Annotated in this window: 25 protein-coding genes and 1 pseudogene; 15 read left to right on the top strand and 11 right to left on the bottom strand. The window is 32.1% G+C overall.

What is annotated here, in order from left to right:
- Position 1 precedes the first annotated feature (1 nt).
- From ACY3JM_RS07920 to argS, 11 genes are read right to left on the bottom strand one after another with little or no spacing between them, the layout of a single operon-like run.
- Complete coding sequence (locus ACY3JM_RS07920) at positions 2 to 976, bottom strand: tRNA 4-thiouridine(8) synthase ThiI (protein WP_463111247.1); 975 nt, start codon at positions 974 to 976, stop codon at positions 2 to 4.
- Positions 973 to 2,016 (bottom strand): M42 family metallopeptidase, encoded by a 1,044-nt coding sequence (locus ACY3JM_RS07915; RefSeq protein WP_463083623.1) that lies wholly within the window; start codon positions 2,014 to 2,016, stop codon positions 973 to 975. The genes ACY3JM_RS07920 and ACY3JM_RS07915 overlap by 4 nt, the downstream gene beginning before the upstream one ends.
- A 10-nt stretch (positions 2,017 to 2,026) precedes the next feature.
- Positions 2,027 to 3,253 (bottom strand): threonine ammonia-lyase, encoded by a 1,227-nt coding sequence (gene ilvA, locus ACY3JM_RS07910; RefSeq protein WP_463083545.1) that lies wholly within the window; start codon positions 3,251 to 3,253, stop codon positions 2,027 to 2,029.
- A 14-nt stretch (positions 3,254 to 3,267) separates the two neighbouring features.
- Positions 3,268 to 4,128, bottom strand: a complete 861-nt coding sequence (ispE, locus tag ACY3JM_RS07905) for a 4-(cytidine 5'-diphospho)-2-C-methyl-D-erythritol kinase (RefSeq protein ID WP_463111246.1) — start codon at positions 4,126 to 4,128, stop codon at positions 3,268 to 3,270.
- Positions 4,118 to 4,951, bottom strand: coding sequence for a 16S rRNA (adenine(1518)-N(6)/adenine(1519)-N(6))-dimethyltransferase RsmA (gene rsmA / locus ACY3JM_RS07900; RefSeq protein WP_463083547.1), 834 nt, complete (start codon positions 4,949 to 4,951; stop codon positions 4,118 to 4,120). The genes ispE and rsmA overlap by 11 nt, the downstream gene beginning before the upstream one ends.
- Positions 4,951 to 5,799, bottom strand: a complete 849-nt coding sequence (locus tag ACY3JM_RS07895; protein ID WP_463083548.1) for a 3D domain-containing protein — start codon at positions 5,797 to 5,799, stop codon at positions 4,951 to 4,953. The genes rsmA and ACY3JM_RS07895 overlap by 1 nt, the downstream gene beginning before the upstream one ends.
- Entirely contained in the window at positions 5,796 to 7,010 is a 1,215-nt protein-coding gene (gene tyrS / locus ACY3JM_RS07890; protein ID WP_463083549.1) for a tyrosine--tRNA ligase, read from the bottom strand. Before tyrS ends, ACY3JM_RS07895 begins: the two co-directional genes overlap by 4 nt.
- A gap of 12 nt (positions 7,011 to 7,022) precedes the next feature.
- The gene (locus tag ACY3JM_RS07885; protein ID WP_463083550.1) at positions 7,023 to 7,490 is read right to left on the bottom strand and encodes a QueT transporter family protein; all 468 of its coding nucleotides are present in this window, start codon (positions 7,488 to 7,490) and stop codon (positions 7,023 to 7,025) included.
- Between the two features lie 16 nt (positions 7,491 to 7,506).
- Complete coding sequence (locus ACY3JM_RS07880) at positions 7,507 to 8,058, bottom strand: HD domain-containing protein (RefSeq protein WP_463083624.1); 552 nt, start codon at positions 8,056 to 8,058, stop codon at positions 7,507 to 7,509.
- A 26-nt stretch (positions 8,059 to 8,084) separates the two neighbouring features.
- On the bottom strand, positions 8,085 to 8,723 hold the full coding sequence (locus tag ACY3JM_RS07875) for an MBL fold metallo-hydrolase (protein WP_463083551.1): 639 nt from the start codon (positions 8,721 to 8,723) through the stop codon (positions 8,085 to 8,087).
- A 13-nt stretch (positions 8,724 to 8,736) separates the two neighbouring features.
- The gene (gene argS, locus ACY3JM_RS07870; RefSeq protein ID WP_463083552.1) at positions 8,737 to 10,389 is read right to left on the bottom strand and encodes an arginine--tRNA ligase; all 1,653 of its coding nucleotides are present in this window, start codon (positions 10,387 to 10,389) and stop codon (positions 8,737 to 8,739) included.
- A gap of 132 nt (positions 10,390 to 10,521) precedes the next feature.
- Here argS and uvrC point away from each other — a divergent pair, with 132 nt between their 5' ends.
- The 15 genes and pseudogenes from uvrC to ACY3JM_RS07795 all read left to right on the top strand — a co-directional run bounded on the left by uvrC (position 10,522) and on the right by ACY3JM_RS07795 (position 26,368).
- Entirely contained in the window at positions 10,522 to 12,300 is a 1,779-nt protein-coding gene (gene uvrC / locus ACY3JM_RS07865; protein WP_463083553.1) for an excinuclease ABC subunit UvrC, read from the top strand.
- A gap of 100 nt (positions 12,301 to 12,400) precedes the next feature.
- Positions 12,401 to 13,288 carry a pyridoxal 5'-phosphate synthase lyase subunit PdxS gene (pdxS, locus tag ACY3JM_RS07860; RefSeq protein ID WP_463083554.1) on the top strand — a complete coding sequence of 296 codons (888 nt, stop codon included), beginning with the start codon at positions 12,401 to 12,403 and terminating at the stop codon, positions 13,286 to 13,288.
- Position 13,289: 1 nt separating this feature from the next.
- Positions 13,290 to 13,874, top strand: coding sequence for a pyridoxal 5'-phosphate synthase glutaminase subunit PdxT (gene pdxT, locus ACY3JM_RS07855; protein ID WP_463083555.1), 585 nt, complete (start codon positions 13,290 to 13,292; stop codon positions 13,872 to 13,874).
- Positions 13,864 to 14,298, top strand: coding sequence for a UvrB/UvrC motif-containing protein (locus tag ACY3JM_RS07850; protein ID WP_463083556.1), 435 nt, complete (start codon positions 13,864 to 13,866; stop codon positions 14,296 to 14,298). Before pdxT ends, ACY3JM_RS07850 begins: the two co-directional genes overlap by 11 nt.
- Complete coding sequence (locus tag ACY3JM_RS07845; RefSeq protein ID WP_463111245.1) at positions 14,295 to 15,350, top strand: ATP--guanido phosphotransferase; 1,056 nt, start codon at positions 14,295 to 14,297, stop codon at positions 15,348 to 15,350. Before ACY3JM_RS07850 ends, ACY3JM_RS07845 begins: the two co-directional genes overlap by 4 nt.
- A 31-nt stretch (positions 15,351 to 15,381) precedes the next feature.
- The gene (locus ACY3JM_RS07840) at positions 15,382 to 17,847 is read left to right on the top strand and encodes an ATP-dependent Clp protease ATP-binding subunit (RefSeq protein WP_463111244.1); all 2,466 of its coding nucleotides are present in this window, start codon (positions 15,382 to 15,384) and stop codon (positions 17,845 to 17,847) included.
- 8 nt (positions 17,848 to 17,855) lie between these two features.
- Positions 17,856 to 19,205 (top strand): DNA repair protein RadA, encoded by a 1,350-nt coding sequence (gene radA / locus ACY3JM_RS07835; RefSeq protein ID WP_463083559.1) that lies wholly within the window; start codon positions 17,856 to 17,858, stop codon positions 19,203 to 19,205.
- Between the two features lies 1 nt (position 19,206).
- A complete protein-coding gene (gene disA, locus ACY3JM_RS07830) occupies positions 19,207 to 20,265 on the top strand; it encodes a DNA integrity scanning diadenylate cyclase DisA (RefSeq protein ID WP_463083560.1) in 1,059 nt (352 codons plus the stop codon).
- Between the two features lie 259 nt (positions 20,266 to 20,524).
- Positions 20,525 to 21,130 (top strand): annotated as a pseudogene (locus ACY3JM_RS07825) (TRAM domain-containing protein); the annotation flags it as partial.
- Positions 21,118 to 21,810, top strand: coding sequence for a 2-C-methyl-D-erythritol 4-phosphate cytidylyltransferase (ispD, locus tag ACY3JM_RS07820; RefSeq protein ID WP_463083561.1), 693 nt, complete (start codon positions 21,118 to 21,120; stop codon positions 21,808 to 21,810). The pseudogene ACY3JM_RS07825 and the gene ispD, both read left to right, overlap by 13 nt.
- The gene (ispF, locus tag ACY3JM_RS07815) at positions 21,771 to 22,265 is read left to right on the top strand and encodes a 2-C-methyl-D-erythritol 2,4-cyclodiphosphate synthase (protein ID WP_463083562.1); all 495 of its coding nucleotides are present in this window, start codon (positions 21,771 to 21,773) and stop codon (positions 22,263 to 22,265) included. Before ispD ends, ispF begins: the two co-directional genes overlap by 40 nt.
- A gap of 17 nt (positions 22,266 to 22,282) precedes the next feature.
- Positions 22,283 to 23,002 carry a 23S rRNA (guanosine(2251)-2'-O)-methyltransferase RlmB gene (gene rlmB / locus ACY3JM_RS07810; RefSeq protein ID WP_463111243.1) on the top strand — a complete coding sequence of 240 codons (720 nt, stop codon included), beginning with the start codon at positions 22,283 to 22,285 and terminating at the stop codon, positions 23,000 to 23,002.
- Positions 22,999 to 23,889: a site-specific tyrosine recombinase XerD gene (gene xerD / locus ACY3JM_RS07805; RefSeq protein ID WP_463111242.1), complete on the top strand. Its 891-nt coding sequence runs from the start codon at positions 22,999 to 23,001 to the stop codon at positions 23,887 to 23,889. Before rlmB ends, xerD begins: the two co-directional genes overlap by 4 nt.
- Positions 23,886 to 25,070 (top strand): phosphopentomutase, encoded by a 1,185-nt coding sequence (locus ACY3JM_RS07800; protein WP_463083565.1) that lies wholly within the window; start codon positions 23,886 to 23,888, stop codon positions 25,068 to 25,070. Before xerD ends, ACY3JM_RS07800 begins: the two co-directional genes overlap by 4 nt.
- A complete protein-coding gene (locus ACY3JM_RS07795) occupies positions 25,067 to 26,368 on the top strand; it encodes a pyrimidine-nucleoside phosphorylase (protein WP_463083566.1) in 1,302 nt (433 codons plus the stop codon). Before ACY3JM_RS07800 ends, ACY3JM_RS07795 begins: the two co-directional genes overlap by 4 nt.
- Positions 26,369 to 26,373 lie beyond the last annotated feature (5 nt).

Here is a 26,373-nt window from a genome sequence, read left to right as displayed (position 1 = left end):
TCTATATAGGTTTATAAGGAAAATTTTCTTTATTATATGGTTCTATTTCTGACTCTTTTTCCTTTTCTCCATGTTTTATTTTTATTATTACCTTTTCTTTATTTCTATGATCGCTATAATATCCTGCAATTTTTCCTGCTATTTCTAAAATTATTTCATTTTCTATTTTCTGGGGTATTAGTACTATGGGAGACGGTTCTTCTGCTTTTATAATTATATCTTCATGATTTGCTAATTCTAACAATTTTTCGTTTTCTTCTTTGTTTTTCCCTACAATGATTTTTACCTCATCAATTCTAAAGTGTCTACCCAATTTTAAAAGTTCTAAATCTCTTTTTGAGATGAGTTTTTGATGTTCTATAAGATCTTTAAGTCTCCTTGAGAAATTAGGTTCTGTGAGGAGACAACCACCAGCAGGAGTTGGAATTTCTTTTAATCCTATTCTTTTTGCAAGATCAAGTTGTATTTTTCTTGATCTGCCCTTTATATCTAATAATTTGCTTCGATCTATTAAGCCTTCTCTTTCAGGTTTTGTTGGGGGAAGTATTTTTGCTGATAATGGTCTAAGTAATATGTCCTCTGCCTCAGAGTATTTTTCTACAATTTTTAAGGATTGTTTATTTTGGGACATGGGTCTTTCTCCCAAAACTTCACCTGTCACAATGAAATCAGCATTATATTTTTTAAGTAGTTCTTTTGCTTTTTTTATCATAAAAGCATGACAGTCAATACAAGGATTCATGTTTTTTCCATAACCATATCTTGGGTTTAATAATATAGGTATAAATTCATCAGTCACATCAATAATTTCCAAAGGGATATTGAGAAATTCAGCAGCTTTTTTGGCTTTTTCTGTATCAAAAAAGGGGGTAGAAAAAGATATTCCGATTATTTCTACCCCCTGTTGAAGGATAAGCCATGTTGCTAGTATACTATCTAATCCACCTGATAGAAGGGATATGGCTCTTTTTCTCATAAATTTTCTACAATTTCTTTATCTAATCTTTTTATTACTTCTAATATAAGTCTTTTTGCATTTAGGAAATCTTGAATATTTATTATGCTTGTATGGGAATGAATATATCTTGCTGGGACACCAATTACTATGGAAGGTACACCTTTAGCATGAATATGAATTCTTCCTCCATCAGTACCACCTTTTTCTAAGGCTGAAAATTGGATTGAAATATTTAATTTTTCCGCAGTTTCAATAAAAATTCTTCTTAGATTGATATTAGGGATCATGGTAGCATCATAAAGTATAATGGAAGGTCCTTTTCCTAAAAATACCTTTTTTTCCTCTTCTGTGCCTGGCATATCGGTAGCTATATCCGATTCTAAGACTATGGCAACATCAGGATTTATTACATAAGAAGAAGTTACTGCTCCTCTAAGACCAACTTCTTCTTGTACTGTGGCTACACCGAATACAGTGTTGGGATGATTTATACTTTTTAGTTCTTTAATAATTTCGATCATTAATGCACAACCAACTCTATCATCCCATGCCTTTGCAATAAGCAAATCAGGATTATTCATAATAGTAAAATCACTTTTTGGAGTTATAGGATCTCCTGGTCTTATTCCCATATTTAAAGCTTCTTCTTCGCTCTTAGCCCCTACATCTATATACATATCTTTCTTTTCTACAACTTTTTTTCTTTCTTCTTCTGTAAGAATATGAGGTGGTTTTGATCCGATTACTCCGATAACAGGTCCTTTTTGAGTATGTATAACTACTCTTTGAGAAAGTAACACTTGATCCCACCAACCACCAAGAGGTAAGAATTTTATATATCCATTTGTGGTAATACTCTTTACCATAAAACCAATTTCATCCATATGGGCAGCAAGCATAACCTTGGGATAAGGGTTTTGTCCCTCTTTCTTAAAGATAAGACTTCCTAAGCGATCTTCTTCTAAACTTGCATAATCTCTAAGATATTTTTTAACTACCTCTCTTATTTCCTTTTCATATCCTGAAACACCACTGGCTTCTGTGATCTCTTTTAACATTTGTAATAAGTCATTCACTTTTCTTTAAACCTCCTTTTTCTAAGATTTCAACATCGTATCCTATTCCTCTTATTTTATCAAAAATTCTTCTAATTTGGTCGGGGTTTTTTGTCTCTAAGGTAAATTCTACAGTACTCTCTATTTTAGGAAATAAAGGTAAGGATGGATCTTGATGAATTGTTATTATATTTGCTTTTTCTTCTGATATTACATTTATCACTCTTGAAAGATGTCCTGGTAAATCAGGCAATTTTACTATCATATGTACCAGTCTTCCAGTTTCGATAAGTCCGTATTCGATTATTTTTGAGAGGAGGGTTACATCAATGTTTCCTCCACTTAATATGAGTACTATTTTCTTTTCAGGAATAAAATTCCCATATTCTAATAAAACAGCAAGAGTGGTTGCTCCAGCTCCTTCAACCAGTGTTTTTGCTCTTTCCAGAAAGAGTAATATAGCTTGAGCAATTTTTTCTTCATCAACGACAAAGACATCATCTAAATATTTTTCCAATATAGAATAAGTAATTTCACCAGTTTTTTTGACTGCTATCCCTTCTGCTATGGTTTGAGAAGGTTTATTTTCTATTTTTGTATTTTTAAATTTCTCATAAAAATAAGGAAAAGCTATAGATTGTACTCCATAAACTTTTATTTTTGGATTTTTTTCTTTTATAGCTATGCAAATGCCTGCAGAAAGGCCACCTCCTCCAACAGGTACTATTACTGCGTCTATATCTTCAAGATCTTCTAAAATTTCTAAACCAATAGTTCCTTGTCCTGCTATTATTTTTTCATCATCAAAGGCTGGAATAAATTCCATTTTTTCAGCTTCTGCAATACTTTTGGCATAGGAATAAGACTCGTCATATATTTTCCCATGAAGAATAACATAAGCCCCATAACTTTTCGTGGTTATAATCTTAATTAGTGGTGTATTTTCAGGCATTACGATAATAGTTTTAATGTTAAAAAGTTTTCCAGCATATGCCACTCCCTGGGCATGATTTCCAGCGGAAGCGGTAACTATACCGTTTATTTTTTTGTCTTTTAATTGGGATATGTAGTTCATAGCTCCTCTTATTTTAAAGGAACCTGTTTTTTGAAGATTTTCAAACTTTAAATAGATATCTTTACCTGTAAGATCACTGAAACTTTGGGAGTAGGTTAGGGGGGTTTTGTGGATATAGGGTAAAATCCTCATCCTTGAGGTCTCAACATCTTTTAATCCTATCATTTAAAACACTCCTTTTATCTTAAGATTTTGATTCCTTGTTCTGCTGAATCTACCAATTTTATTTTATACCCTTTTTCTATATATTTGTTTAGTCTTTCCAAGATTTTTTTAGCCTCTTCTTTATCTTTTAACATTACAAAAATGGTTGAACCTGATCCTGTCATGGAAACATATTCAGTGACTTTCTCTATTTCTTTCTTAATCATAGCAAGTTCTGGATACATATTAAAGGTTATTTTTTCTAAAAAATTATATGGTTTAATGTAGATTCCATTGGTATATTCTGAAACCTTTTGTTCAAAATCTATATGATTTCCTAATAGATCTTTAGAGATTTTTGAGTATACCTCTTTAGTGCTTATTCCAAAAGGTGGAAAGATTAAAAGGAATTTTAATCTTTGATGTTTAATTTTTTTAATTATTTCACCTCTTCCCTCAGCAACAGAGGATCCCCCATAAAAGAAGAAAGGTATATCTGATCCCAAAAATTTTCCTATATTGGCCATTTCTTCTAAGGAAAGATTTGCTTTGGTAAGTATATTTAATCCGTATATTATACCTGCTGCATTAGAACTTCCACCTCCAAGCCCTGCTTCTTTTGGTATTCTTTTATGAAGAAAGATTTTGCATCCGATTTTTATTCCTGTCTCTTTTATAAAGGCTTTATAACCCTTATATATTAAATTTTCTTTTGGGGGTATATGGAGATTAGTTTCTAAAATAAAATAGGGATATGGAATTAAATTGATACTCATAAAATCACTCAGATTTATGTTATGTAGGAGTATTTTAACATTATGATATCCGTCAGTCCTTTTATCAATTACATCAAGAATAAGGGTAAGCTTGGCAAAAGTTAACAGTTTAATTTTCATAGTTTTTCACCTTATTAGCAAGTTCGATAAACATTTCTGGTGGTATCTCTTCTGCTCTTGCTTTTAAATCTATGTTTAAATCTTTAAATAAAGCTTTCCATTCAATCTGAGGTAAATACCTTTGTAGATTGTTAATAAGATATTTTCTTCTTTGGGTAAAGCCTATCCTTAATATGTTATAAAAAAGATCCTTATCTAAAATATTATAAGGTGTAGGAGAATATATGAGTTTTATGACTACTGATTCAATTTCTGGTGGTGGAAAAAATGAATCAGGGGAGACTTTTGTTATTAATTCATATTTGTAGTTTAAACTTAAAAGGATAGATAAAGGACTATATTTTTTAGAGCCTGCTTTCGAAGTTATTCTTTCAAACATTTCTTTTTGAAGCATGAGTACCATTATCTGGGCATAAGGTCCTTTTTTCAAGTATTCTCCTAAAAAAGATCCTGAGATATAATAGGGGAGATTTCCGGTTAGTTTATAGGGTTGCGTTATAATCTTTTTAAGATCTACTTTTAACACATCCTCAAAGATAAGTTTGATGTTATAATCTTTTAAAAGTTCCTCTAATATGGGTTTAAATCTTTTATCTACTTCAATTCCAATAACTTCTTTTGCTCTTTTTGCAAGTTCTAAAGTAAGAGTACCTACTCCGCATCCTATCTCTAAAATAGTGTCTTCCTTTGTTATACCTAATTGATCTACTATTTTTTTTAAAACATAAGGGTTTATTAAAAAATTTTGACCAAGGCTTTTTTTTAAAAATATGTTATGTTTCTTTAATAGTGATAATAATGTGCTTTTATCGGTTAATTCCATTAAGATATTCTTTTTAAAAGATAAATAGTGATTTTTCTTCTTCCAAAATTAATAACCTCTCTAACTGTGGGATAACAAAGGTCCACTTTCCATCCTTTTATTAAGCCCCCTGTATCACCTGCAATGGCAAATCCATAATTAGGAATATAAAAAGTACTTCGTAAGGGAATATATCTTGGGTCTACTGCTATTATTCCTTTCATGGCCTTCCATCCAAGAGCAGTTATATTATTTCCATCTCCTCCTGTCCAAGGCTCATAAGCTGTAGCAGTTACAGTAATTGGTTTTATTACCTCATATTCTGCTGATTTTAGATTTAAATATTTGAGTACTGGAGAGATTACATTTATTACTTTAGGGGTCATTTTTTGGATTTCTTTTGAGGATAGTTTTTTTTCTTCTGCAAGTTTTCCATTAATATATTTTCTTTTATATGTTTCTTGGATTTTTCCAATCTTTCCTGGTTGAAGAATTTCTTCTTTATAAATATTTCCAGCTTTAACTTTTAAGATAATCTTGGGTTCTATGATTCTAATTTTTTGGACTGTTTCTTCTTTTACCCTTGTGATGCGAATTTCCTTTATTCTGGCTGTAAGAGGAGTACGAGCGGGTGGACTAACAATATCATATTTCGATACTTTAATATTTTTTTCTTCTAAAACTTCCCAAACAAAACCAGCATTTGTTCTTACTTTTATAGGTCTTTTATTTCCATCAACAATAATGATTTCTTTTATAGGTCTTAAATGCAAATTTTTATTCCAAAGATTAGTTTCAATAATTTTTGCTGTTGTTATTACTACGAGGCTTCCTAAAAATACAGTTATGGTGATTATTTTTCTTTTCACTCTCTTTTAATCCTCCTAAAAAAGTGTTTTCCAACCCTCAAGATAAAGGGTTTATCAATTTCTATATCTGTATTTATATCTTCAATTCTTGTGCCATTAATTTCTACAGCGCCTTGAGATATTAATCTTTTTGCCTCACTATTACTTTTTGCTGCACCTACTAAGGTCAATAATTTTACTATCCAGATTTTAGGTTCATTAATTATTACTTCTTGTACTTCCTCAGGGAGTTCTTTGTTACGGAATATTCTATTAAATTCTTCTTCTGCTCTTATACTTGCTTCTTCTCCATGATAAATCTTCACAATTTCTCTTGCTAATCTTGCTTTTGCATCTCTTGGATTTAATATTCCTTCTTTCATTTTTCTTTCTATTTCTCTGATCTCCTCCTTAGATAGTTCTGTGGCAAGTTCAAAATATCTTATTATTAATTCATCGGGTATTGACATTACCTTACCATACATCTGATTTGGAGGTTCTGTAAGACCTATATAATTTCCAAGACTTTTGCTCATTTTCTGTCTGCCGTCTAAACCCTCTAATATAGGCATAAGCATAGCTACTTGAGGCTCTAAACCATACTCTCTTTGTATTTCTCTTCCTACTATTAGATTAAATTTTTGATCAGTTCCTCCCAATTCTATATCTGCTTTTATAGCTACAGAATCATAGGCTTGAAGGAGAGGATACATGATCTCATGTAAAAATATAGGTCTTTGTTCTTTGAATCTTTGAGCAAAATCATCCCTTTCTAACATTCTGGCAAGGGTATATTTAGATGTAAGGACTAAAACATCTTCTAACTTCATTCCCCCAAACCATTCTTCTTGGTATCTTATCTCAGCTTTTGATATATCCAGAATTTTTCCAACCTGCTCTTGATAAGTTAAAGCATTTTTCTTTACTTGTTCAGGTGTTAAAGGTTTTCTTGCTTCTGATCTTCCTGATGGGTCACCTATTCTTGCGGTAAAATCACCAATGATGAATACGACCTGATGTCCCAGATCTTGAAATTGTTTCAATTTTCTAAGCACTACAGCATGTCCTAAATGGAGATCTGGAGCAGATGGGTCTGCTCCAAGTTTAACTCTTAAAGGTCTGCCCTCTTCTCTTGCTTTTTTTAGCTTTTCTTCTAATCCATTTTCGGGTATTATTTCAACTACGTTAGAGGTTAATATCTCTAATTCTTCCTCTATTCTTACTCTTTTCATTTTGCTACCCCTTTACTCAAAATATTTTTTTAATTGTGGGCTTTTAAGTATATATAAGACAATTGGAAGTCCTATTACATAAGTAGCAATAGCTTCACCAATTCCTATATAAAGAACATTTAGAAAATATGGAAGGTTAAAGAATAAATGTAAATAAAGGCTAACCCCAAAAGCATTTACTAAAATTGGTGGTAAAGGAGCAAGATATATATTGGGCATCTTTCTTGTTAAATATGCAGCTACTAAAGTGCACAAACTACCAAAGATCATATCTATCCAACCAACGGGACTAAATATATTAGCAATAAAACATCCCAAAAAAAGCCCTGGAATTGCAAGATAATCTAAAAAAGGAAATAAAGTTAAGAATTCAGAAATTCTAACTTGAATAGGTCCATAGCTAATAGGAGAAAACACTATTGTTAGAACACTGTATATGACTGCATAAAAAGCAATTCTTGTGATCTTTTTTGTGTTCATAGAAACACCTCTTTCCTTATAGGTCTAAATCGTTAGATACAGATTTCATTGCTTCTAAGCCTAAGGATATAAATTCTTCTAAGGATAATCCTATTTCTTCACATGATTTTATTTGTTCTCTATTTGCTCCTCTGGCAAAACTTTTCTCTTTAAATCTATTTAGAATAAAGTTTGTATCTAATGGTGCAAGTTTTTTTTCAGGATGTATAAGGGCTGCAGCCACAATTAGACCTGTTAAAGGATCCACAGCATATAGTGATTTAGCTAAAAGGGTTTCTCTTGGTAAGCCATGTATTTCATTGTGAGCTTTGATAGCATCAATTATATCTGAAGGAAGAGATACATCTTTTAAAATTTCTTCTGCTAAGAGACTATGTTTTTCAGGTTCTTTTTCTGTTAATTCATAATCAATATCATGTAAAAGTCCTGTGATTCCCCATTTCTCTTCATCTTCTCCAAATTTTCTTGCTAAAGTTCTCATTATAGCTTCTGTTGCTATCATATGCTTTATTAGATTTTTATTTTTCACATATATTGTTAGTTTATTAAAAGCTTCTTCTCTTGATATCATCTATGAACCTCCCTTAAAAGATGTTAATATGGAAGGACCCAAACTTCAGTATTTGTTGGTAATTTATCTTTTGTAATTTCTATCTCTTTTTCATCAAATTTTTTAATTGGATATTTTACCTTATTTAAGAATTCGTCAACTCTAGCAAGATCAAATTTAAGATGTGGGGTCTTGTAATGCATTGGTATTGCAATTTTAGGCTTTATTATTTCTAAGGTCTTTATAGCCTTATCAGCATCAATAGTATAGATCCCACCTACTGGTATAAAGAGTATATCCACATCTCCAATTCTTTCTTTATGCTCATCCGTTAAAGGATGTCCTAAATCACCTAAATGAAGTATCTTTATTCCATCTGTTTCTATTAGATAAATAGTATTGATACCTCTTTTTTGCCCCTTTTCCTCATCATGATATGTATTAAAGCCTTTTATCTTAACATTATGGATAGTAGTTTCTCCTTCTCCTTCTACAACAATAGGATTCCCTTTTAATAGATGTACTGCATTGTGGTCAAAGTGAGAATGACTTACTGTTACAATATCTACTTCTTCTTTAGGAATCTCATATCCTACAGAGGTATCAAAAGGATCGGTAAGGATTTTCTTACCTTCTGAATTTGTGAATACAAAACATGAATGTCCATACCATATTATCTTCATAAGTTTCACCCCCCTACATTTTTTCTGGAGCTGAAACTCCTAATATATTTAAAGCATCTTTTATTATTATTCTGATACAATCAATTAGGGCTAATCTTGCTAAGGCAAGATCTTTATCTTCCACCAATACTTTATAGGAATCATAATAACCATGGAAGAGAGAGCTTAAATTAAGTAGATAAAATGGTAACTGATGAATTTCCAATGTTCTTGTTATATCTTCTAATTTTTCTGGATATCTCAAAAGAGTAAGTATAAGCTCTTTCTCTTTTTCTTCCTTTAACAATGAGAGATCTGCATTATCAAGATCTGATAGGTTATGACCTTGAGATTCGGCATTTTTCAAAATACTACAACATCTTGCATGAGCATATTGAACATAATATACTGGATTTTCTAAGGATTGTTTCTTAGCAAGTTCCAAATCAAAATCCAATTGACTTTCAGGACTTCTTAAAAGAAAGAAAAATCTTATAGGATCTCTTCCAACTTCCTCTTGTACTTCGTCAAGAGTTATAAAATCACCTGTTCTTTTTGACATTTTTATTTCTTCGTTGCCTTTCATAAGTTTAACTACTTGTACTAAAATTATCTCTAAGATATCTTTGGAATAGCCTAAGGCTTGTATAGCTCCTTTTAGCCTTGTTACGTGGCCGTGATGATCTGCTCCCCAAACATCTATTATCCAATCAAAGCCTCGTTCAATCTTATTTAAGTGATAGGCTATGTCTGCAAGAAAGTAAGTAGGTTTTCCATCACTTTTTACTAAAACTCTATCTTTCTCATCTCCAAATTTTGTAGATGCAAACCATATAGCCCCATCTTTATAATAAGAAAAACCTCTTTTTTCAAGAATATCAAGTATCTCTTTAATTTTTCCGTTTTCGTGAAGAGTCTTTTCACTAAACCATACATCATATTCGACCCCAAAATTTAACAGGGTATTCTTTATATTCTCTAACATTCTTTTTAGTGCATAATTTTTAAAGAATTCTTTCTTTTCATTAACAGATAGTTTTTCAATTTCTTCCTTTTTATTGAGAAGTTCTTTTGCTAAGTCAATAAGGTATATTCCATGATATCCTTCTTCTGGTAACTCATAATCCTTGCCTTGAAGTTGCATATACCGGGCATATAAAGATTCTCCTAAAAGATCAATTTGTGTGCCTGCATCGTTTATATAAAATTCTTTTTCTATATTCCAGCCTATTCTTCTAAATAGATTAGCTAATGAATCACCTATAGTAACTCCTCTTGCATGAGCAATATGCATAGGTCCTGTAGGATTTATACTACCAAATTCCAACTGTATTTTTTTCTTTTTAGGGGGTATTTTTACTAACTTATCTATGTTTTTTCTTATATCTTTAATGGTTTCCCATAGAGCCTTCTCATTTAGGAAAAAGTTTATAAAGCCAGGTCCTGCAACTTCAACTTTTTCAATAAAAGGAGAACCATCTAAAAATGTAACTAATTTTTCTGCTATTAATCTTGGGGGTTTTTTATTTTTTTGGGCTATTTGAAGGGCTACAGCTGTTGCATAATCCCCATATTCTTTCTGTTTTGGGACCTCTATAATAATTTCAATTCCATCAGTACTTATATTCTCAGTCTCTTCATATTTTTTTATGGCTTTTTCTACTAAATTTTGTATATGTTTTCTCATGCTTTTTTACTCCCTATAATTTATTTTGTAAAACTATTTTAATAATATAACCTATAACTTCTCAGGATGCAACTTTTAGTAAAAATTGAACTTTTATCTACACTGATTTAAAATTTATTTATGATGGAGGAAATGTATAAGAGAATAAAAGAAAAGATTGAGAATCTTCCAGATTCACCTGGTGTATATCTTTTTAATGATTATAATGGAAAAGTAATTTATGTGGGCAAGGCAAAAAATCTAAGAAAGAGGGTAATGTCCTATTTAACTGACGATTCTCCAAAAGTGAAATATATATTAAGAAAATCTAAGGATGTTAACTACTATGTTACCGATTCGGAAACTGAAGCTTTAATTCTTGAATCCGTTTTGATTAAAAAGTATAAACCTATAATGAATGTACAGCTAAGGGATGATAAGCAGTATCCATTGTTAAAACTTACCATAAATGAGGAATATCCAAGACTGATTAAAGCAAGAAGATTTGAAGATGATGGGGCTAAATATTTTGGCCCATATCCTCAAAGTAGTACTGTAAGAGAAACCATATCTCTCGTTAAGAAAATATTTAATCTGAGATCTTGTAATTGGAACTTACCAAAAAGCAAGCCTAAAAGGCCTTGTCTTAATTATTACATAGGTAACTGTAAGGCTCCATGTCAAGGATATGTGAGTAAGGAAGAGTATTGGGATATGGTAAAAGATGTGCTTTCTTTTTTGGAAGGTAAATATGAAAGGATAATTGAGAAATTGTTTGTAGAGATGAAGAATTATTCAGATAATTTAGAGTTTGAGAAAGCAGCAAAAGTGAGAGATAAGATAAAGACTCTTCAGAATTTAGGTGAAAGACAAAAGATTATTTCTTTTAATAATGAAAACAAAGATCTTATTCAGTTATATATTGAGGATCATAAGGCCAAAATTTTAGTATATCTTGTAAGGGAAGGTAAATTAATAGAGAAAAGAATATTTGTCTTAAATCTTTCTTATGATTTTGTTAAAGATGAAATAATTAGAGCTTTTATTCTTCAGTATTATCTTAATAGGGAAATTCCAGATATTATTATAATTCCTCAAGAAATATCTTATGAAGATTTTGATATTATTAAGTATCTTTCTGAGAAGAAAGGAGCACCTGTTAATTTAAGACTACCTGCAAATGAAGATGAAAGTAAACTTTTAGAAATGGCTTTAAAGGATTTGAGTATTGAAAGCTTAAAATCAGAGAAGGTGTGGGGAGCCCTCGTAGAATTACAAAAATTGTTTGGGCTTGATGATATACCATTGTCCATAGAAGGTTTTGATATTTCAAATCTTCAAGGCAAGGAGGCTGTAGGATCTAAAGTTTTCTTTTTTAAAGGTTTTCCTGATAAGGGTAGGTATAGACGATATAAGATAAAGTACGTAGAAGAACTTCCAAATGATTTCTTAATGCTTCAAGAGGTATTAAGAAGAAGATTAAAAATGATAGATGAAGATCCTTTGGCGGATATTGTACTCGTTGATGGGGGAAAAGGACAATTAAGCTCTGCTATGGAAGTATTTAATGAGATAGGTATAAAGCCTAAATTAATTATAGCTCTTGCTAAGGAAAATGAAGAGATTTTTCTTCCAAATAGATCAAAACCAATTATTCTTCCAAAGGATTCCCATGCTCTTCATTTATTACAACATGTAAGAGACGAGGCTCATAGGTTTGCAATATCTTATCATAGAAAGCTTCATAGAAAAAAGATATTAGAGCCTTCCTTAATGAAAATTTCAGGGGTTGGCCGGAAAAGGTGGAAAATACTTATGGAACATTTTTCTTCTATAGAAGACATAAAAAAGGCTTCTTTAGAAGAACTAAAAAACATACCAGGAATTCCTGAAAAGGTTGCTGAAAAGATATATATGTATTTTAATGGGTAACTTTAAAGTATTTTTAATACTTTAACTTTTGACAATTTTTTATAAAAGGAGTATACATTTTAAAAAATATATTCCTTTTCCTTAAAGGAGGTTGTGAAATATGGAAATATTTACAGGAACAGATAAAGTAAAAAGAGGTCTTGCTCAGATGTTAAAAGGTGGAGTTATCATGGATGTTACTAATGCTGAGCAAGCTGAAATAGCAGAGGAAGCTGGGGCTGTTGCTGTGATGGCTTTGGAGAGGGTACCTGCTGATATTAGAGCCCAGGGTGGAGTGGCGAGAATGGCTGATCCAAAGAAGATAAAAGAGATAATGTCTGCTGTTAGTATACCTGTTATGGCTAAGGTAAGGATTGGGCATTTTGTAGAAGCTCAGATTCTTGAAGCCTTAGGTGTAGATTTTATTGATGAGAGTGAAGTATTGACACCTGCCGATGAAAAGTATCATATAAATAAGCATGCTTTTAAAGTTCCTTTTGTTTGTGGTGCCAGAGATTTAGGAGAAGCTTTAAGAAGAATTGCGGAAGGTGCAGCTATGATACGTACTAAGGGTGAGGCTGGAACAGGAAACGTGGTAGAAGCAGTAAGACATATGAGACAAATTATGGATGAAATAAGATCTTTAGTGTTAATACCTGATGATGAGTTGGTAACAAAAGCTAAAGAGTTAGGTGCTCCTTTAGAGGTGTTAATGGAAACAAAAAGGCTTGGTAGGTTCCCAGTTGTAAATTTTGCTGCTGGAGGAATAGCTACGCCTGCTGATGCAGCCTTAATGATGCATCTCGGTGCAGATGGTGTATTTGTTGGATCTGGAATCTTTAAGTCTAAGGATCCAAGAAAAAGAGCAAGGGCAATTGTTCTTGCAGTAACCTACTATGATGATCCTTATGTTTTAGCTGAAATTTCTGAGGATTTAGGAGAACCTATGCCTGGTATTGACATAAGGAAGTTGAATGAAACTGAATTACTCCAGACAAGAGGTTGGTAAAATGAGAATAGGTATACTTTCTATTCAAGGTTCCATAATTGAACATAAAAATATGCTTAAAAAATTGGATGTAGATACTATTCTTATAAAGAAGCCTGAGGATTTGGATAAGATTGATGGAATCATTATACCTGGTGGAGAAAGTACTACCTTTTTAACTGTCCTTGAAAATACAGGATTATTTAAAAAACTTCAGGATGCACTAAAGGCTGGCCTTCCTGCAATGGGAACTTGTGCAGGTTTAATTCTTCTTGCAAAAAGAATAGATAATCATCCTCATCAGAAAACTTTGGGAGTTTTAGATATTACAGTTTCAAGAAATGCGTACGGTAGGCAAAGGGAAAGCTTTTCCACCTATTTAGATATTCCAGCTATAGGAGATAAACCTTTTGAGGCCGTTTTTATAAGGGCACCTCAGATATTAGATGTAGGAAAAGATGTCAAAGTACTTGGAGTATTTATGGAAAAGCCTGTTTTTGTAGAAGAAAAAAGTATTTTAGGATTAACCTTTCATCCAGAGCTAACGGATGACACAAGAATACACGAATATTTTTTACAGAGGTGTATTGGAAGGAATGAAATGTGATTTCTGCCATAAAAATTTAGCTATATATCTTTTAGAGATAAAGGATGAGAAAGGAATAAGAAAATATTCCCTTTGTGGAGAATGCTTGCAAGAATATATTAAGAAGTTTTTTCAAAATGCCTTTTCTCAGGATAAGGAAGAAAAGAGATGTCCTAATTGCGGAAGAACCTGGAAGAAAATAGAAGAAACAGGCATGGTTGGTTGCTATTATTGTTATTCTATTTTTAAGGATGAATTAGGAGAAATAATAAAGAGTTATCATGGAAACAAAGAACATAAGGGAAAAATTCCTAAGAATACTTCTAAAAAAGAAGATATACTTAGGTATAAAATAGAATTGTCGAAGGCAGTAGAAGAAGAGGATTATGAAAAAGCAGCAAAGTTAAGAGATTTCTTGAATAAATTGAATGAGAGGAGTGGATGAGAGAATTCTATTATAAGTATCTTAAGTGGATTGGAGAAGGCAATTTACATAAAGATATAATATTAAGTACTCGGATAAGATTAGCGAGGAATGTTAGAGAATTTCCATTCCCAAATCAAGCTTCCGAATCGCAAAGAAAAAGGTTTATAAATAAGGTTGAATGGGTATTTAAAAATGACACTAAATTTAATAAAGATTACGATTTTTTAAGATTGGAGAAATTACCTAAATTAGTATCTGAAGTTTTAATAGAAAAACACCTAATAAGTGAAGATCAGTTTAATAATCTATCTGGTACAGGTCTTATTGTAAGAAAAGATGGTAAATTGAGTATTAGGTTAAATGAAGAAGATCATTTCAGAATTCAGGTTTTAAGTGGCGGATTAGAAATTAATGAGAGTTGGAAAATGCTTCAATCTTTGGAAAACCACATTTCGGAATATTTTGATTTTGCCTTTGATAATAGTATGGGTTATCTTACCTCTTGTATAACAAATTTAGGATGTGGCCTAAGAATATCTTTATTGGTACATCTACCGGGTCTAACTTTTACTGGGAAAATTAAAACTCTTTTTAGGAGGTTGAGATCTTCTAAGGTTTTGATTAGGGGTTTTTATGGTGAGAATACTAAGGCTATAGCTGGTTTTTATCAAATTGCAAGTAAATCCTCTCTGGGTTGTAGCGAAGAAGAGTTAATAAAAAAAATGGAAGAAATAGCTTTAAAAATCGTCAATGAAGAAATAAAGGCTCGAGAATTACTTTTTGAGGAAAGGAGAAGATGGGTAGAAGATATTTTTGGAAGAGCATGGGGTATTATAAATTATGCTAAATATTTAGAAAGTTTGGAGGCTATCTCTTTACTTTCTAATATTAGATTTGGTATTTTTTATAAAATAATAAATTTACCAATCAAATTATTAGATTTGTTATTGATATTAACGTTGCCTGCTCATTTACAAGTTAAATTAGGTAGAGAAATGGATTCTGAAGAAAGGGATAGGGTGAGGGCAGATTTATTGCATGATGTTTTCAAAAATTATAAAATAGATTAGGGAGGTGTCATGTTAAGGAGGTGTATAGAAAATGATGGATAAGTTGACGCAAAGAGCTTACAGAGTACTACTCTTAGCACAGGAGGAGGCAAGAAGGCTTAATTATTCTACTGTTGGTACAGAACATATTCTCCTGGGGTTACTCCGTGAGGATGGAGGCATAGCTGCTCAAGTTTTAATAAACTTGGGTCTTGATCTTAATTACCTCAGGAGTGAGATAGAGAGACTAATAGGTCGTGGTGATGGTACCTCCTATGGAGCACTTCCTTTTACTTCAAGGGCCAAGAAGGTCTTAGAGTATGCTTCTGAATCTGCGCAAGAATTGAATCATAATTATATTGGTACAGAGCATTTACTTCTTGGGTTGTTGAAGGAAGGAGAAGGTGTGGCAGCTCACGTGTTAGAGGGAATGGGAGTAAGGATAGAGGATGTTACAGTAGAAATACTTAAGTTATTAGGAGAACCAATTGATCCCGCAAAGGTAAAGGGAAGACAAATTGCTTCCCAGAATACAAATAAGAAGAAGAGAGCTATAACAGCCACCTTGGATGAATTTGGTAGAGATTTAACTCAGCTTGCAAGACAGGGCAAACTTGATCCTGTTATTGGGAGAGAAAAGGAATTAGAAAGAATAATTCAAATATTGAGTAGAAGAACTAAGAATAACCCAGTACTTGTTGGAGAACCTGGAGTAGGGAAGACAGCTATTGTGGAAGGATTAGCCCAAAAAATTGTGGAAGGAGATGTACCAGAAACATTGTTAAATAAAAGAATTGTAGCTATAGATATGGGTAGCATAGTAGCTGGTACAAAGTATAGGGGTGAGTTTGAGGAAAGAATGCAGAGAATAATAGAAGAAGTAAAGATGGCAAAGGATGTAGTTTTGTTTATAGATGAGATTCATACCTTAGTTGGAGCTGGAGCTGCTGAAGGAGCTGTAGATGCAGCTAATATTTTAAAACCTTCTTTAGCAAAAGGAGAAATTCAAGTTATTGGAGCAACAACTCCCCAAGAATATAGAAAATATATAGAAAAAGATGGAGCTTTAGAAAGGAGATTCCAACCTGTTATAGTTAATGAGCCAACTCCAGAAGAGACATTGGAAATTCTTAAGGGATTGAGAGAAAAATATGAAATTCATCATAGGGTTAAAATTTCTGATGAAACATTAGAAGAGGCTGTTAAACTTTCTGTAAGGTATATCACTGATAGATTTCTTCCTGACAAAGCTATAGATGTAATAGATGAGGCAGCTGCAAGGGTCAGACTGAAAAGACAGAAATCTACCGCTCATAGTAATTTAGAATTGGAACTTGCAAGAATAAGAGAACAAAAAGAAATAGCTATCAGAAATCAAGCTTTTGAAAGGGCTGCTCAACTTAGAGATGAGGAAAGAAGAATTGAAGAATATCTTAAGAATTTCTTAGCTACCACATCTATTGAGAATGAAGGAGTGGTAACTCCAGAGGATGTAGCTCAGGTAGTGGCAAGCTGGACTAGTATACCTGTAGCACAACTTCTTATGGAAGAAAGAGAAAGATTACTCAGAATGGAAGAAGAACTTCATAAGAGAATTATTTCTCAAGATGAGGCTGTAAGTGTTGTGTCAAGGGCTATAAGAAGATCAAGATCTGGTTTGAAAGATCCAAGAAGACCTATAGGTGCATTTATGTTCTTAGGTCCAACAGGTGTTGGAAAGACTGAGCTAGCAAGAGCTTTAGCTGAATACCTTTTTGGAAATGAAAATGCTTTAATTAGATTAGATATGTCTGAATATATGGAGAAACATACTGTATCAAGACTTATTGGTGCTCCCCCTGGATATGTAGGATATGAGGAGGGTGGTCAGTTAACGGAAAAGGTTCATAGAAGACCTTATTCTGTTATCCTATTTGATGAAATAGAAAAAGCCCATAGTGATGTTTTTAATATATTGCTGCAAATAATGGATGAAGGACAGCTTACAGATGGACATGGAAGAAGAGTTAATTTTAGAAATACCATATTAATAATGACATCTAATTTTGGCGCTGAATACTTCAAACAAGAAGCTACAATAGGGTTTGCCTCAAAAGAGGATCGAGAAAAATCCTTTGATAAGATAAAGGAAACTATCCTTTCGGAAATGAAGAAATATTTCAGACCTGAATTCTTGAATAGATTGGACGAGATTGTCTTCTTTAGACCATTAACAAGGGAAGATCTTAGAAAAATATTAGATCTTCTTTTGAAACCAGTTAGAGAAAGATTGAGAGAAAAAAAATTAGATGTAGAACTTTCTGATGATGTAAAAGAATTCTTATTAGAAAAAGGGTATGATCCTCAATATGGTGCAAGACCATTAAAGAGAACTATTCAATATTATATTGAAGATCCACTTGCTGAGTTTATCCTTCAGGGTGATTTTAATGAAGGAGATATTATAAAGGCAGAACTTAGTAAAGATGGTAATATTGTTTTCAGAAAAGTCACTTTAGCAAAGGAGCCATCTAAATAAAAATGTAAATGACGAAAATCAAAACTAAATTTGTATGTCAAGTATGTGGATACGAAAGTATAAGATGGTTTGGCAGATGTCCTAACTGTCAAAGTTGGAATTCCTTTATAGAAATTTCTGAAAAGGAAAGTAAAACATTAAAAGGTGAAGAAAATTTAAAAGTTGTAAGATTAGATTCTATATCACAACTAGAAGAGAAAAGACTACAAAGTGGGTTAAGAGGATTTGATTTTATATTGGGAGGGGGGATTGTTGAGGGGGCTGTAATTTTATTAAGTGGAGAACCAGGGATAGGAAAATCTACTCTACTTTTACAAATTGCTGTTGCTATTCAGAGTAAAAATGCAAAGGTTTTATATTTATCGGCAGAAGAGACTCTTTCGCAAGTAGGAATTAGGCTTAAGAGAGTTTCAAAAAATAGTTCAAATCTTCAAATAGATTTTGTATGTGAAAGGGATATTGAGGCGATTTTACCCTTTATAGAAAAATCTGATTATTCTTTGGTAATTGTGGATTCTATTCAAACTGTTTATTCCTCTGAATTTCCTACATCTCCTGGTAATGTAGTTCAAGTAAGGGAATGTACTAATAAGATGGTAAATTTTGCAAAAAAAACAAAGATCCCTGTAATTTTAGTAGGCCATGTAACAAAGGAAGGAGATATAGCAGGTCCAAAATTATTAGAACATTTAGTGGATGTGGTCTTGTATCTGGAAGGGGAAAGATATAGTGATTTGAGAGTACTTAGGGTTGTAAAAAATAGGTTTGGACCAACTAATGACTTTCTGCTTTATGAGATGAAGGATGAGGGTTTAATTGAAGTTGAAGATATTTCTCAAAGATTACTTGAGAATAGGAATTTAGCTATATCAGGATCAATAGTTATACCAATAATGGAAGGTACAAAGCCTTTATTAGTTGAAGTACAAGCATTGGTTAGTAAAACCAATACAACGTATCCAAGAAGAATTACATCAGGAATAGATTTGAATAAGGTAATACTTCTTTTAGCAGTTTTAGAGAAAAAACTTAGAATTAATTTTTCTGATAAAGATGTTTTTCTCAATGTAGTAGGAGGCTTAAAAATTGAAGAGCCTGCAATTGATTTAGGGATAGTGTTGGCCATACTCTCTGCTCTAAAGGATAAACCTCTTCCCCATGATTTGATAGCAATAGGTGAGATAGGATTAGGAGGAGAAGTAAGAAGTATACCACATTTAGAAAAGAGAATTTTGGAAGCAAAGAAATTTGGTTTTATAAAAGCAATAATTCCTTCTAAAAGTAAAATTATAGATCAAGAGGATTTTTATTTCATTCCTGTTTCTAATATTTTAGAAATAGAGAAGGTGTGGGGTTAAAATGGCAGAGCCAAAAAAATTTGTTGTACAAGCATTGAAGTTTGTGGCTCCAGGTACACCCTTAAGGGAAAGCTTAGAGCAGATTGTAAAAGCAAAAACTGGAGCATTAATAGTAATAGGAGAGTCAGAGAAACTTAAACCAATTATGAATGGTGGATTTCCACTAGATATAGAATTTACCCCCAATAGGCTTTATGAGCTTTCAAAGATGGATGGAGCAATAATACTGAGTAAAGAAGCAAAGAAAATTCTTTATGCAAATGTGATGTTATTACCTGATCCCAATATTCCTTCTTCTGAAACAGGAGCAAGACATGCTACAGCAGAAAGAGTGGCAAGGCAGATAGGATGTTTAGTTATTAGTGTTTCTCAAAGAAAGGATACGATTACCCTTTTTCAGAATGATTGGAAGTATGTTCTAAGAGATGTAGGAGAAATATTAACTAAAGCCTCTCAAGCGCTTCAAACTATGGAAAGATACAGGAATATATATGATGATCTTTTGAATAGGTTAAATTCTTTAGAATTGGAAAATCAAGTCAACCTTTATGATGTGCTTATATTTTTGCATAGGGCATGTATGCTATTCACAATTCATAAAGAAGTAGAGAATTATCTTATAGAACTTGGCATAGAAGGAAGGTTAATTGAAATACAGTTAGAAGCTTTACTTGCAGGTGTTAAGGAAGAGACAATTTTGGTTATAAAAGATTACAAGAGGAAGCCTACTGAAGCAGATGAAATTTTGAAGGAGCTTTTAGATAATTTCAAAGGAAATTTTCAAGAGTTTGCTATAGTTGCAGGTGAGATATTGGGATACAAGAAAGAAGAGATAGAAATAAGTATATTAGTAACACCAAGAGGTTATAGAATTCTAAATCGAATAACATCTATTCCGTCTGCTATTATTGATAATATTGTAGAATATTTTGGTAGTTTGCCTAAAATTATAGAAAGTAGTTTCGAGGATCTTGATAATATAGAAGGGGTTGGGGAGGTGAGAGCTAAAAAAATAAGAGAGGCTTTAAGCAGGTTACAAAGAATTTCTTCAGTTTTTTAATATTTATTTTTTTAGGGGATTTATTTAAATATTTTTTTTGGGGGACTGAGATTTTATGAAAAAACTTTGGAAATTATGGTTTATAATAGTTTCTTTGTTATTTGTAGGTCTCTTAGTTTTTTCATTCATGTCTTTTTTTTATAACAAATGCAATACTCTTTATATATTAAATTTTATTTTTGCCTTTTTAGTCTTTGCTATATATATTTATTTTATTTTCAGAATGAGGTTTTTTGATTTTAATAATTTCCCGTATGTAAAAATACTTGATACAAGTGTAATTATAGATGGAAGAATAGTAGATATATTGAAGACAAATTTTATAGAAGGGAAAATAATTATTCCCCGCTTTATTTTAAAGGAATTGCAACAACTCGCCGATTCTTCAGAATCTTTAAAAAAGAATAGGGGAAGATTTGGACTTGATAATCTAAATCAAATAAGAAAAGAATTGGGAGATCAAGTAGTAATTGTAGATATGGACTTTCCTAAAATTCAAAGTGTGGATTCTAAATTGGTAAAGTTAGCGAAACTTTTGAAGGGTAAAATAGTAACTAATGATTATGGATTAAATAAACTTGCTAAAATAGAAGGTATAACGGTGTTAAATATAAATGAGTTATCGAATGCTGTAAAACCAATATATTTACCAGGAGAAGAGCTTACTCTAAATATTGTTAAAGAAGGAAAAGAGGCTGGACAAGGGGTTGCCTATTTAGAGGATGGAACTATGGTGGTAGTGGAAAATGGAAGAAAATATATAGGACAAACTGTAAAAGTTGTTGTTACAAGTGTCTTTCAAACTGCTGCAGGAAGACTTATCTTTGGTAGGGTAAGGGAGGATAAGGATCATTGGAAAAAATAGTAGGTATAATTGTGGCTGGAGGAAAGAGTGTAAGATTTGGGGATGATAAACTTCTTGTGGAAATTAAAGATAAGCCTCTGATTTACTATTCTTTGAGGACTTTTGATAGGGTCAAAAGAATATCAGAGTTAATATTAGTAGTTAGAGAGGATAAGATAAATTTTTATCAAGAAAAGATTAAAGAATGGAATTTATCAAAAAAAATAAAATTAGTAGTAGGGGGCAAAGAAAGGCAACATTCTGTCTGTAATGGGATTAGGAGTATCGAGGAACCATGTGAATATGTAATAATACATGATGCAGCAAGACCCTTTGTAAAGATAGAGAATATAGAGAAATTAATAGATTTTTGTATTGAAAGAAAAACTTCTGGTATTTTAGGTATCCCTTCAAAAGATACAGTAAAGTTAGTAGATGAAAAAGGAAGGGTAGAGGCTACCTTAGAAAGAAAAAAGATATGGCTTATTCAAACACCCCAAATGTTTCCATATAATTTATTATTAGAAGCTCATAATAAGGCTCTTCAAGATGGATTTTTAGGCACCGATGATGCTGTATTATTAGAAAGATTGGGTTATCCAGTATACATAGTGGAAGGAGATCCTTTTAACATAAAAATTACTACAAAGGAAGATTTAATATGGATAGATTACATTTCCAAAATATTAGAGTTGGTTTAGGTTATGACGTACATCCTTTTGAAGAAGGAAAAGATTTATATATAGGTGGGGTAAAGATTCCTTATCCAAAGGGATTAAAGGGACATTCTGATGGAGATGTACTTATTCATGCTATCTCGGATGCTCTTCTTGGTGCCTCTGGACTTTATGATATTGGATATTATTTTCCAAATACGGATATAAATTATAAAGGCATATCAAGTATACTCATACTAGAAAAAGTAAGAAGTCTTTTAGAGGAAAGAAAGATAAAAATTATTAATATTGATGGTATGATTATTGCAGAAGAGCCAAAGGTTTTACCTTATAGAGAAGCTATTATTGAGAAAATATCTTTTACTTTAGGAATAGATAAATCAGCTGTAAATATAAAGGCTACTACTAACGAAGGATTGGGTTTTATTGGGAGAAAAGAGGGAATTGCAGCCTTTGCAGTAGTTTTAATTGCATATTGAATAAAAGGAGAGTTTTTATGGAAGAGAAAATATATGGAAAAAATCCTGTTTTAGAGGCTTTAAAAGGAGATTTGAATATAAACAAGATTTATATTGCAAAGGGTATTCATTTTGATAAAAAATTCAAGGAGATAATAAACCTTGCTAAAGAGAAAAATATACCTATTCAATATGTGGATAGAAATTTTATTGATAATGAAGTAAAAGATAATTCTCAAGGTATATTAGCTATTATCTCATCTGTTCCATATGTTTCTTGGGAAGACTTAAAAACAAAGTTGGATAATAATAGCATAATCGTAATTTTAGATCATATTCAAGATCCGAGAAACTTAGGTGCGATTGCTCGAACCTGTGAGTTTTTAGGGGCATCTGCTATTGTAATCCCTAAATTTAGAAGTGTTGGATTAACTCCTACTGTTTTTAAGGCTTCAGCTGGTGCTTTATCTTTTATACCTGTTGTTAGAGTATCTAATGTGGCAAATTTTTTAAGGGATCTTAAAGAGGAGAATTTCTTTATAGTAGGCGCGGATTTGGATACTGATATTGAATTCGATAAAGTAAAATACAGATTTCCTTTGGCTTTAGTAATAGGGAGCGAAGGTGAGGGTCTTCACAGGCTTGTTAAAGAATCTTGTGATCTTTTAGTGAAGATATCACCCTATGGAAAAGTGAACTCATTGAATGTATCAGTTGCTCTTGGAATTATTTTGTATAAGATAAGAGAAAGTCTATGAGGGATAAATTAGAAGATTTTCTTTTTTATTTGAAATTCGAAAAAAATTTATCCTCTAATACTTTAGAAGCATATAAAAGGGATTTAGAACATTTTATTTCATTCTTAAAAGGAGAGAAGAAGAATTTAAAGGATTTTAATAGAGAAGATTGGCAGAAATATCTATCTACCTTATATAAGGAGTATAAGATAAAATCTATTGCCCGAAAGATTTCAGCTATAAGAACTTTTTTGAGATTTCTCATAAGAGAAGGCTATCTTTCTAAAAATTATGGAAGTATAATACTGACTCCTAAAATACCTATTTATCTTCCTGAGGTTTTAGATAAAAAAGAGATAGATAGTATTTTAGATCTTCCTGATCCTTCCTCTCCTTTAGGTATTAGGAATCAGGCTATTTTGGAAACCCTATACGGTACAGGTATAAGGGTTTCTGAGTTAGTTAATCTAAATTTATACAATGTTAACTTGAAAGAAAAATATATAAGGTGTTTTGGAAAAGGAGAAAAGGAAAGAATTGTTCCAATAGGAGAGTACGCTTCAGAGAGTATTGAGAAATATCTTAAAGTAAGGGAATATTTTAAGCCTGTAGATAGCGATGCTTTATTTTTAAATAAAAAAGGATATAGGATTACAAGACAAGGTGTTTGGTATATCATAAAAGTATATTCTAAGGTCTTAGGTTTATCTAAAAAAGTATCTCCACATACTTTTAGACATACCTTTGCTACTCATTTACTGATGAATGGTGCTGATATCCGTATTGTTCAGGAGCTTCTTGGTCACTCTGATATATCTACGACGCAAATATATACTCATGTAGTTTCTAGTAAATTACATGAAGTTTATAGAAGAGCACATCCTTTGGGGCGGAGGCAAGAAAAATGAAACGTGTAATATTAATAGTATTAGATGGAGTGGGAATTGGTGAGCTTCCTGATGCTTCTAAGTATGGAGATGAAGGAAGTAACACATTAGCAAATACAGCAGAAGCAGTGGGAGGATTAAATTTACCTAATATGGGTAAATTAGGTTTATCTAATATATATCCTATAAAAGGAATTCCTTACGAAGAAAAGCCTTTGGCATTTTATGGAAAGATGGCTGAAGCTTCTCCAGGAAAAGATACTACTACTGGTCATTGGGAAATATCAGGTATAATTTTGGATAAACCCTTTCCTACTTACCCAAATGGATTTCCAAAAGAAATAATAGAAAAATTTGAAAAAGCTATTGGGAGGAAAGTTTTAGGGAATAAGCCTGCTTCAGGAACAGAGATAATTAAGGAATTGGGAGAAGAACATATTAAAACTGGTTATCCTATTGTTTACACATCAGCAGATAGTGTGTTTCAGATTGCAGCTCATGAGGATATTATCCCTGTAGAAGAGTTATATAGAATGTGTGAAATAGCTCGTAGTATTTTACATGGTGAACATGCGGTTGCAAGGGTTATTGCGAGACCTTTTGCAGGAACCTCTGGAAATTTTTATCGTACTCCTAAGAGAAAAGATTTTTCATTACCTCCGCCCCGTAATACTCTTTTAGATCTTTTAAAAAATAATGATTATGATGTAATTGGGGTAGGAAAGATAGAAGATATTTTTGCAGGAAGAGGATTAACATATTCTCTTCATCAAAAAAATAATGCAGAGGGTATAGAAAATATTTTTCTTGCTTGGAACGAATTAAAAGAGGGTCTCATTTTTGTAAATTTAGTAGATTTTGATACTCTTTACGGTCATAGAAATGATCCTTTGGGTATGGCTAAAGCTTTGGAAGAGTTTGATAAAGCCTTACCAATGATTATGAAATTATTATCTGATAAAGATCTTTTAATAATAACCGCAGATCATGGATGTGATCCTACAACTCCAAGTACGGATCATTCAAGAGAGTATGTTCCTCTGCTTATCTATTCTCCAGATTTTAAAAACAACTATTCTTTAGGGATACAAAGGACATTTGCTAATTTAGGAAAGACGATAGCAGATTACTTTAAGGTTGAAAATAATCTTGATGGGGAGAGTTTCTTAAGTATTATTCAGAAAGGGTGGAATATATTATGAATATGGTAGATCTTATTATTAAAAAGAGAGATGGATATCCATTAACTGACGATGAAATATCATATATAGTTAATGGTTATGTAAAGGGAGATATACCAGATTATCAAATGTCGGCTTTGCTTATGGCAATTTATTTTAGAGGTATGAATATTCAAGAGATTGTTTCTTTAACAAAGGAAATGGCTTTTTCAGGTAAGGTTTTAGATTTATCAAATATTCCAGGAACAAAAATAGATAAACATAGTACAGGGGGTGTAGGTGATAAAACAACATTAGTTTTTGCTCCTCTTATTGCATCCTTAGGGTATCCTGTACCAAAAATGTCAGGAAGGAGTCTGGGACATACAGGAGGTACTATTGATAAATTAGAGTCAATCCCAGGTTTTAGAACTTATTTATCCGATGAAGAATTTATTAAGCAAGTTAAAGAAATAGGAATAGCTATAGTAGGTCAAACAGAGAATTTAGTACCAGCTGATAAAAAAATATATGCTTTAAGAGATGTAACAGGAACTGTTGATTCTATTCCTCTTATCGCAAGTAGCGTAATGAGTAAAAAGATAGCAGGAGGTTCGGATGTAATTGTATTGGATGTTAAGGTAGGTAAAGGTGCATTTATGAAAGATATAAATTCAGCTAAGGAGTTGGCTAAAATCATGGTTGAGATTGGAAAAAATATGGGTAGAAAAATGGCTGCTGTAATATCTCAAATGGACCAGCCCTTAGGAAACGCTGTTGGTAATTCTTTAGAAGTATTAGAGGCAATAGAGGTATTAAAGGGTAGAGGCCCTTCAGATCTAATAGAGTTAGTAACGGTTTTATCAATTGTTGCCCTTAAAGTTGCTGGAGAAGAAGATGACGAGATTTTGAGAGAAAAAGTTAAGAGTGCTTTGCTAAGTGGAAAGGCTTTGAATAAACTTAGAGATTTAATAATTTATCAGGGTGGAGATTTTAAGATTATTGATGATTACTCTCCTCTTTTAAATGCCAAAGTACAAAAGGAGATATATACCTTAGAAGAAGGGTATATTGAAGAGTTAGATGCATACAGGGTAGCTCAAACGGTGATGACCTTAGGTGCAGGAAGGGCTAAAAAGGATGATAAAATTGATCTTTATGTTGGTTTAAAATTGCATAAGAAGATAGGAGATAAAGTTACTAAAAATGAACCTATAGTAACTTTTTATGCTAATGATGCTGAAAAATTAAGAAAAGCTCAAGAGATATTTAAAGAAGCGATAAAAATAGGTCCCCATAAAAGGGAGCCATTACCATTAATATTGGATATAATTATGTAGGAGGT

It is taken from the genome of Dictyoglomus sp. SSW (genome assembly GCF_055181335.1).
Note: the sequence above shows the minus strand (reverse complement) of the source record. Positions and strands in the feature narration are given on the sequence as shown.

Bases quoted from the DNA above. Each gene is read 5' to 3' on its own strand.
- ACY3JM_RS07920 (WP_463111247.1), bottom strand. From the start codon at position 976: ATGAGAAAAAGAGCCATATCCCTTCTATCAGGTGGATTAGATAGTATA.
- ACY3JM_RS07915 (WP_463083623.1), bottom strand. From the start codon at position 2,016: ATGTTAAAAGAGATCACAGAAGCCAGTGGTGTTTCAGGATATGAAAAG.
- ilvA (WP_463083545.1), bottom strand. From the start codon at position 3,253: ATGATAGGATTAAAAGATGTTGAGACCTCAAGGATGAGGATTTTACCC.
- ispE (WP_463111246.1), bottom strand. From the start codon at position 4,128: ATGAAAATTAAACTGTTAACTTTTGCCAAGCTTACCCTTATTCTTGAT.
- rsmA (WP_463083547.1), bottom strand. From the start codon at position 4,951: ATGGAATTAACCGATAAAAGCACATTATTATCACTATTAAAGAAACAT.
- tyrS (WP_463083549.1), bottom strand. From the start codon at position 7,010: ATGAAAAGAGTAAGAATAGAGGAAGAATTAGAGATATTAACCTCTAAC.
- ACY3JM_RS07885 (WP_463083550.1), bottom strand. From the start codon at position 7,490: ATGAACACAAAAAAGATCACAAGAATTGCTTTTTATGCAGTCATATAC.
- ACY3JM_RS07875 (WP_463083551.1), bottom strand. From the start codon at position 8,723: ATGAAGATAATATGGTATGGACATTCATGTTTTGTATTCACAAATTCA.
- argS (WP_463083552.1), bottom strand. From the start codon at position 10,389: ATGAGAAAACATATACAAAATTTAGTAGAAAAAGCCATAAAAAAATAT.
- uvrC (WP_463083553.1), top strand. From the start codon at position 10,522: ATGTATAAGAGAATAAAAGAAAAGATTGAGAATCTTCCAGATTCACCT.
- pdxS (WP_463083554.1), top strand. From the start codon at position 12,401: ATGGAAATATTTACAGGAACAGATAAAGTAAAAAGAGGTCTTGCTCAG.
- pdxT (WP_463083555.1), top strand. From the start codon at position 13,290: ATGAGAATAGGTATACTTTCTATTCAAGGTTCCATAATTGAACATAAA.
- ACY3JM_RS07850 (WP_463083556.1), top strand. From the start codon at position 13,864: ATGAAATGTGATTTCTGCCATAAAAATTTAGCTATATATCTTTTAGAG.
- ACY3JM_RS07845 (WP_463111245.1), top strand. From the start codon at position 14,295: ATGAGAGAATTCTATTATAAGTATCTTAAGTGGATTGGAGAAGGCAAT.
- ACY3JM_RS07840 (WP_463111244.1), top strand. From the start codon at position 15,382: ATGATGGATAAGTTGACGCAAAGAGCTTACAGAGTACTACTCTTAGCA.
- radA (WP_463083559.1), top strand. From the start codon at position 17,856: ATGACGAAAATCAAAACTAAATTTGTATGTCAAGTATGTGGATACGAA.
- disA (WP_463083560.1), top strand. From the start codon at position 19,207: ATGGCAGAGCCAAAAAAATTTGTTGTACAAGCATTGAAGTTTGTGGCT.
- ispF (WP_463083562.1), top strand. From the start codon at position 21,771: ATGGATAGATTACATTTCCAAAATATTAGAGTTGGTTTAGGTTATGAC.
- rlmB (WP_463111243.1), top strand. From the start codon at position 22,283: ATGGAAGAGAAAATATATGGAAAAAATCCTGTTTTAGAGGCTTTAAAA.
- xerD (WP_463111242.1), top strand. From the start codon at position 22,999: ATGAGGGATAAATTAGAAGATTTTCTTTTTTATTTGAAATTCGAAAAA.
- ACY3JM_RS07800 (WP_463083565.1), top strand. From the start codon at position 23,886: ATGAAACGTGTAATATTAATAGTATTAGATGGAGTGGGAATTGGTGAG.
- ACY3JM_RS07795 (WP_463083566.1), top strand. From the start codon at position 25,067: ATGAATATGGTAGATCTTATTATTAAAAAGAGAGATGGATATCCATTA.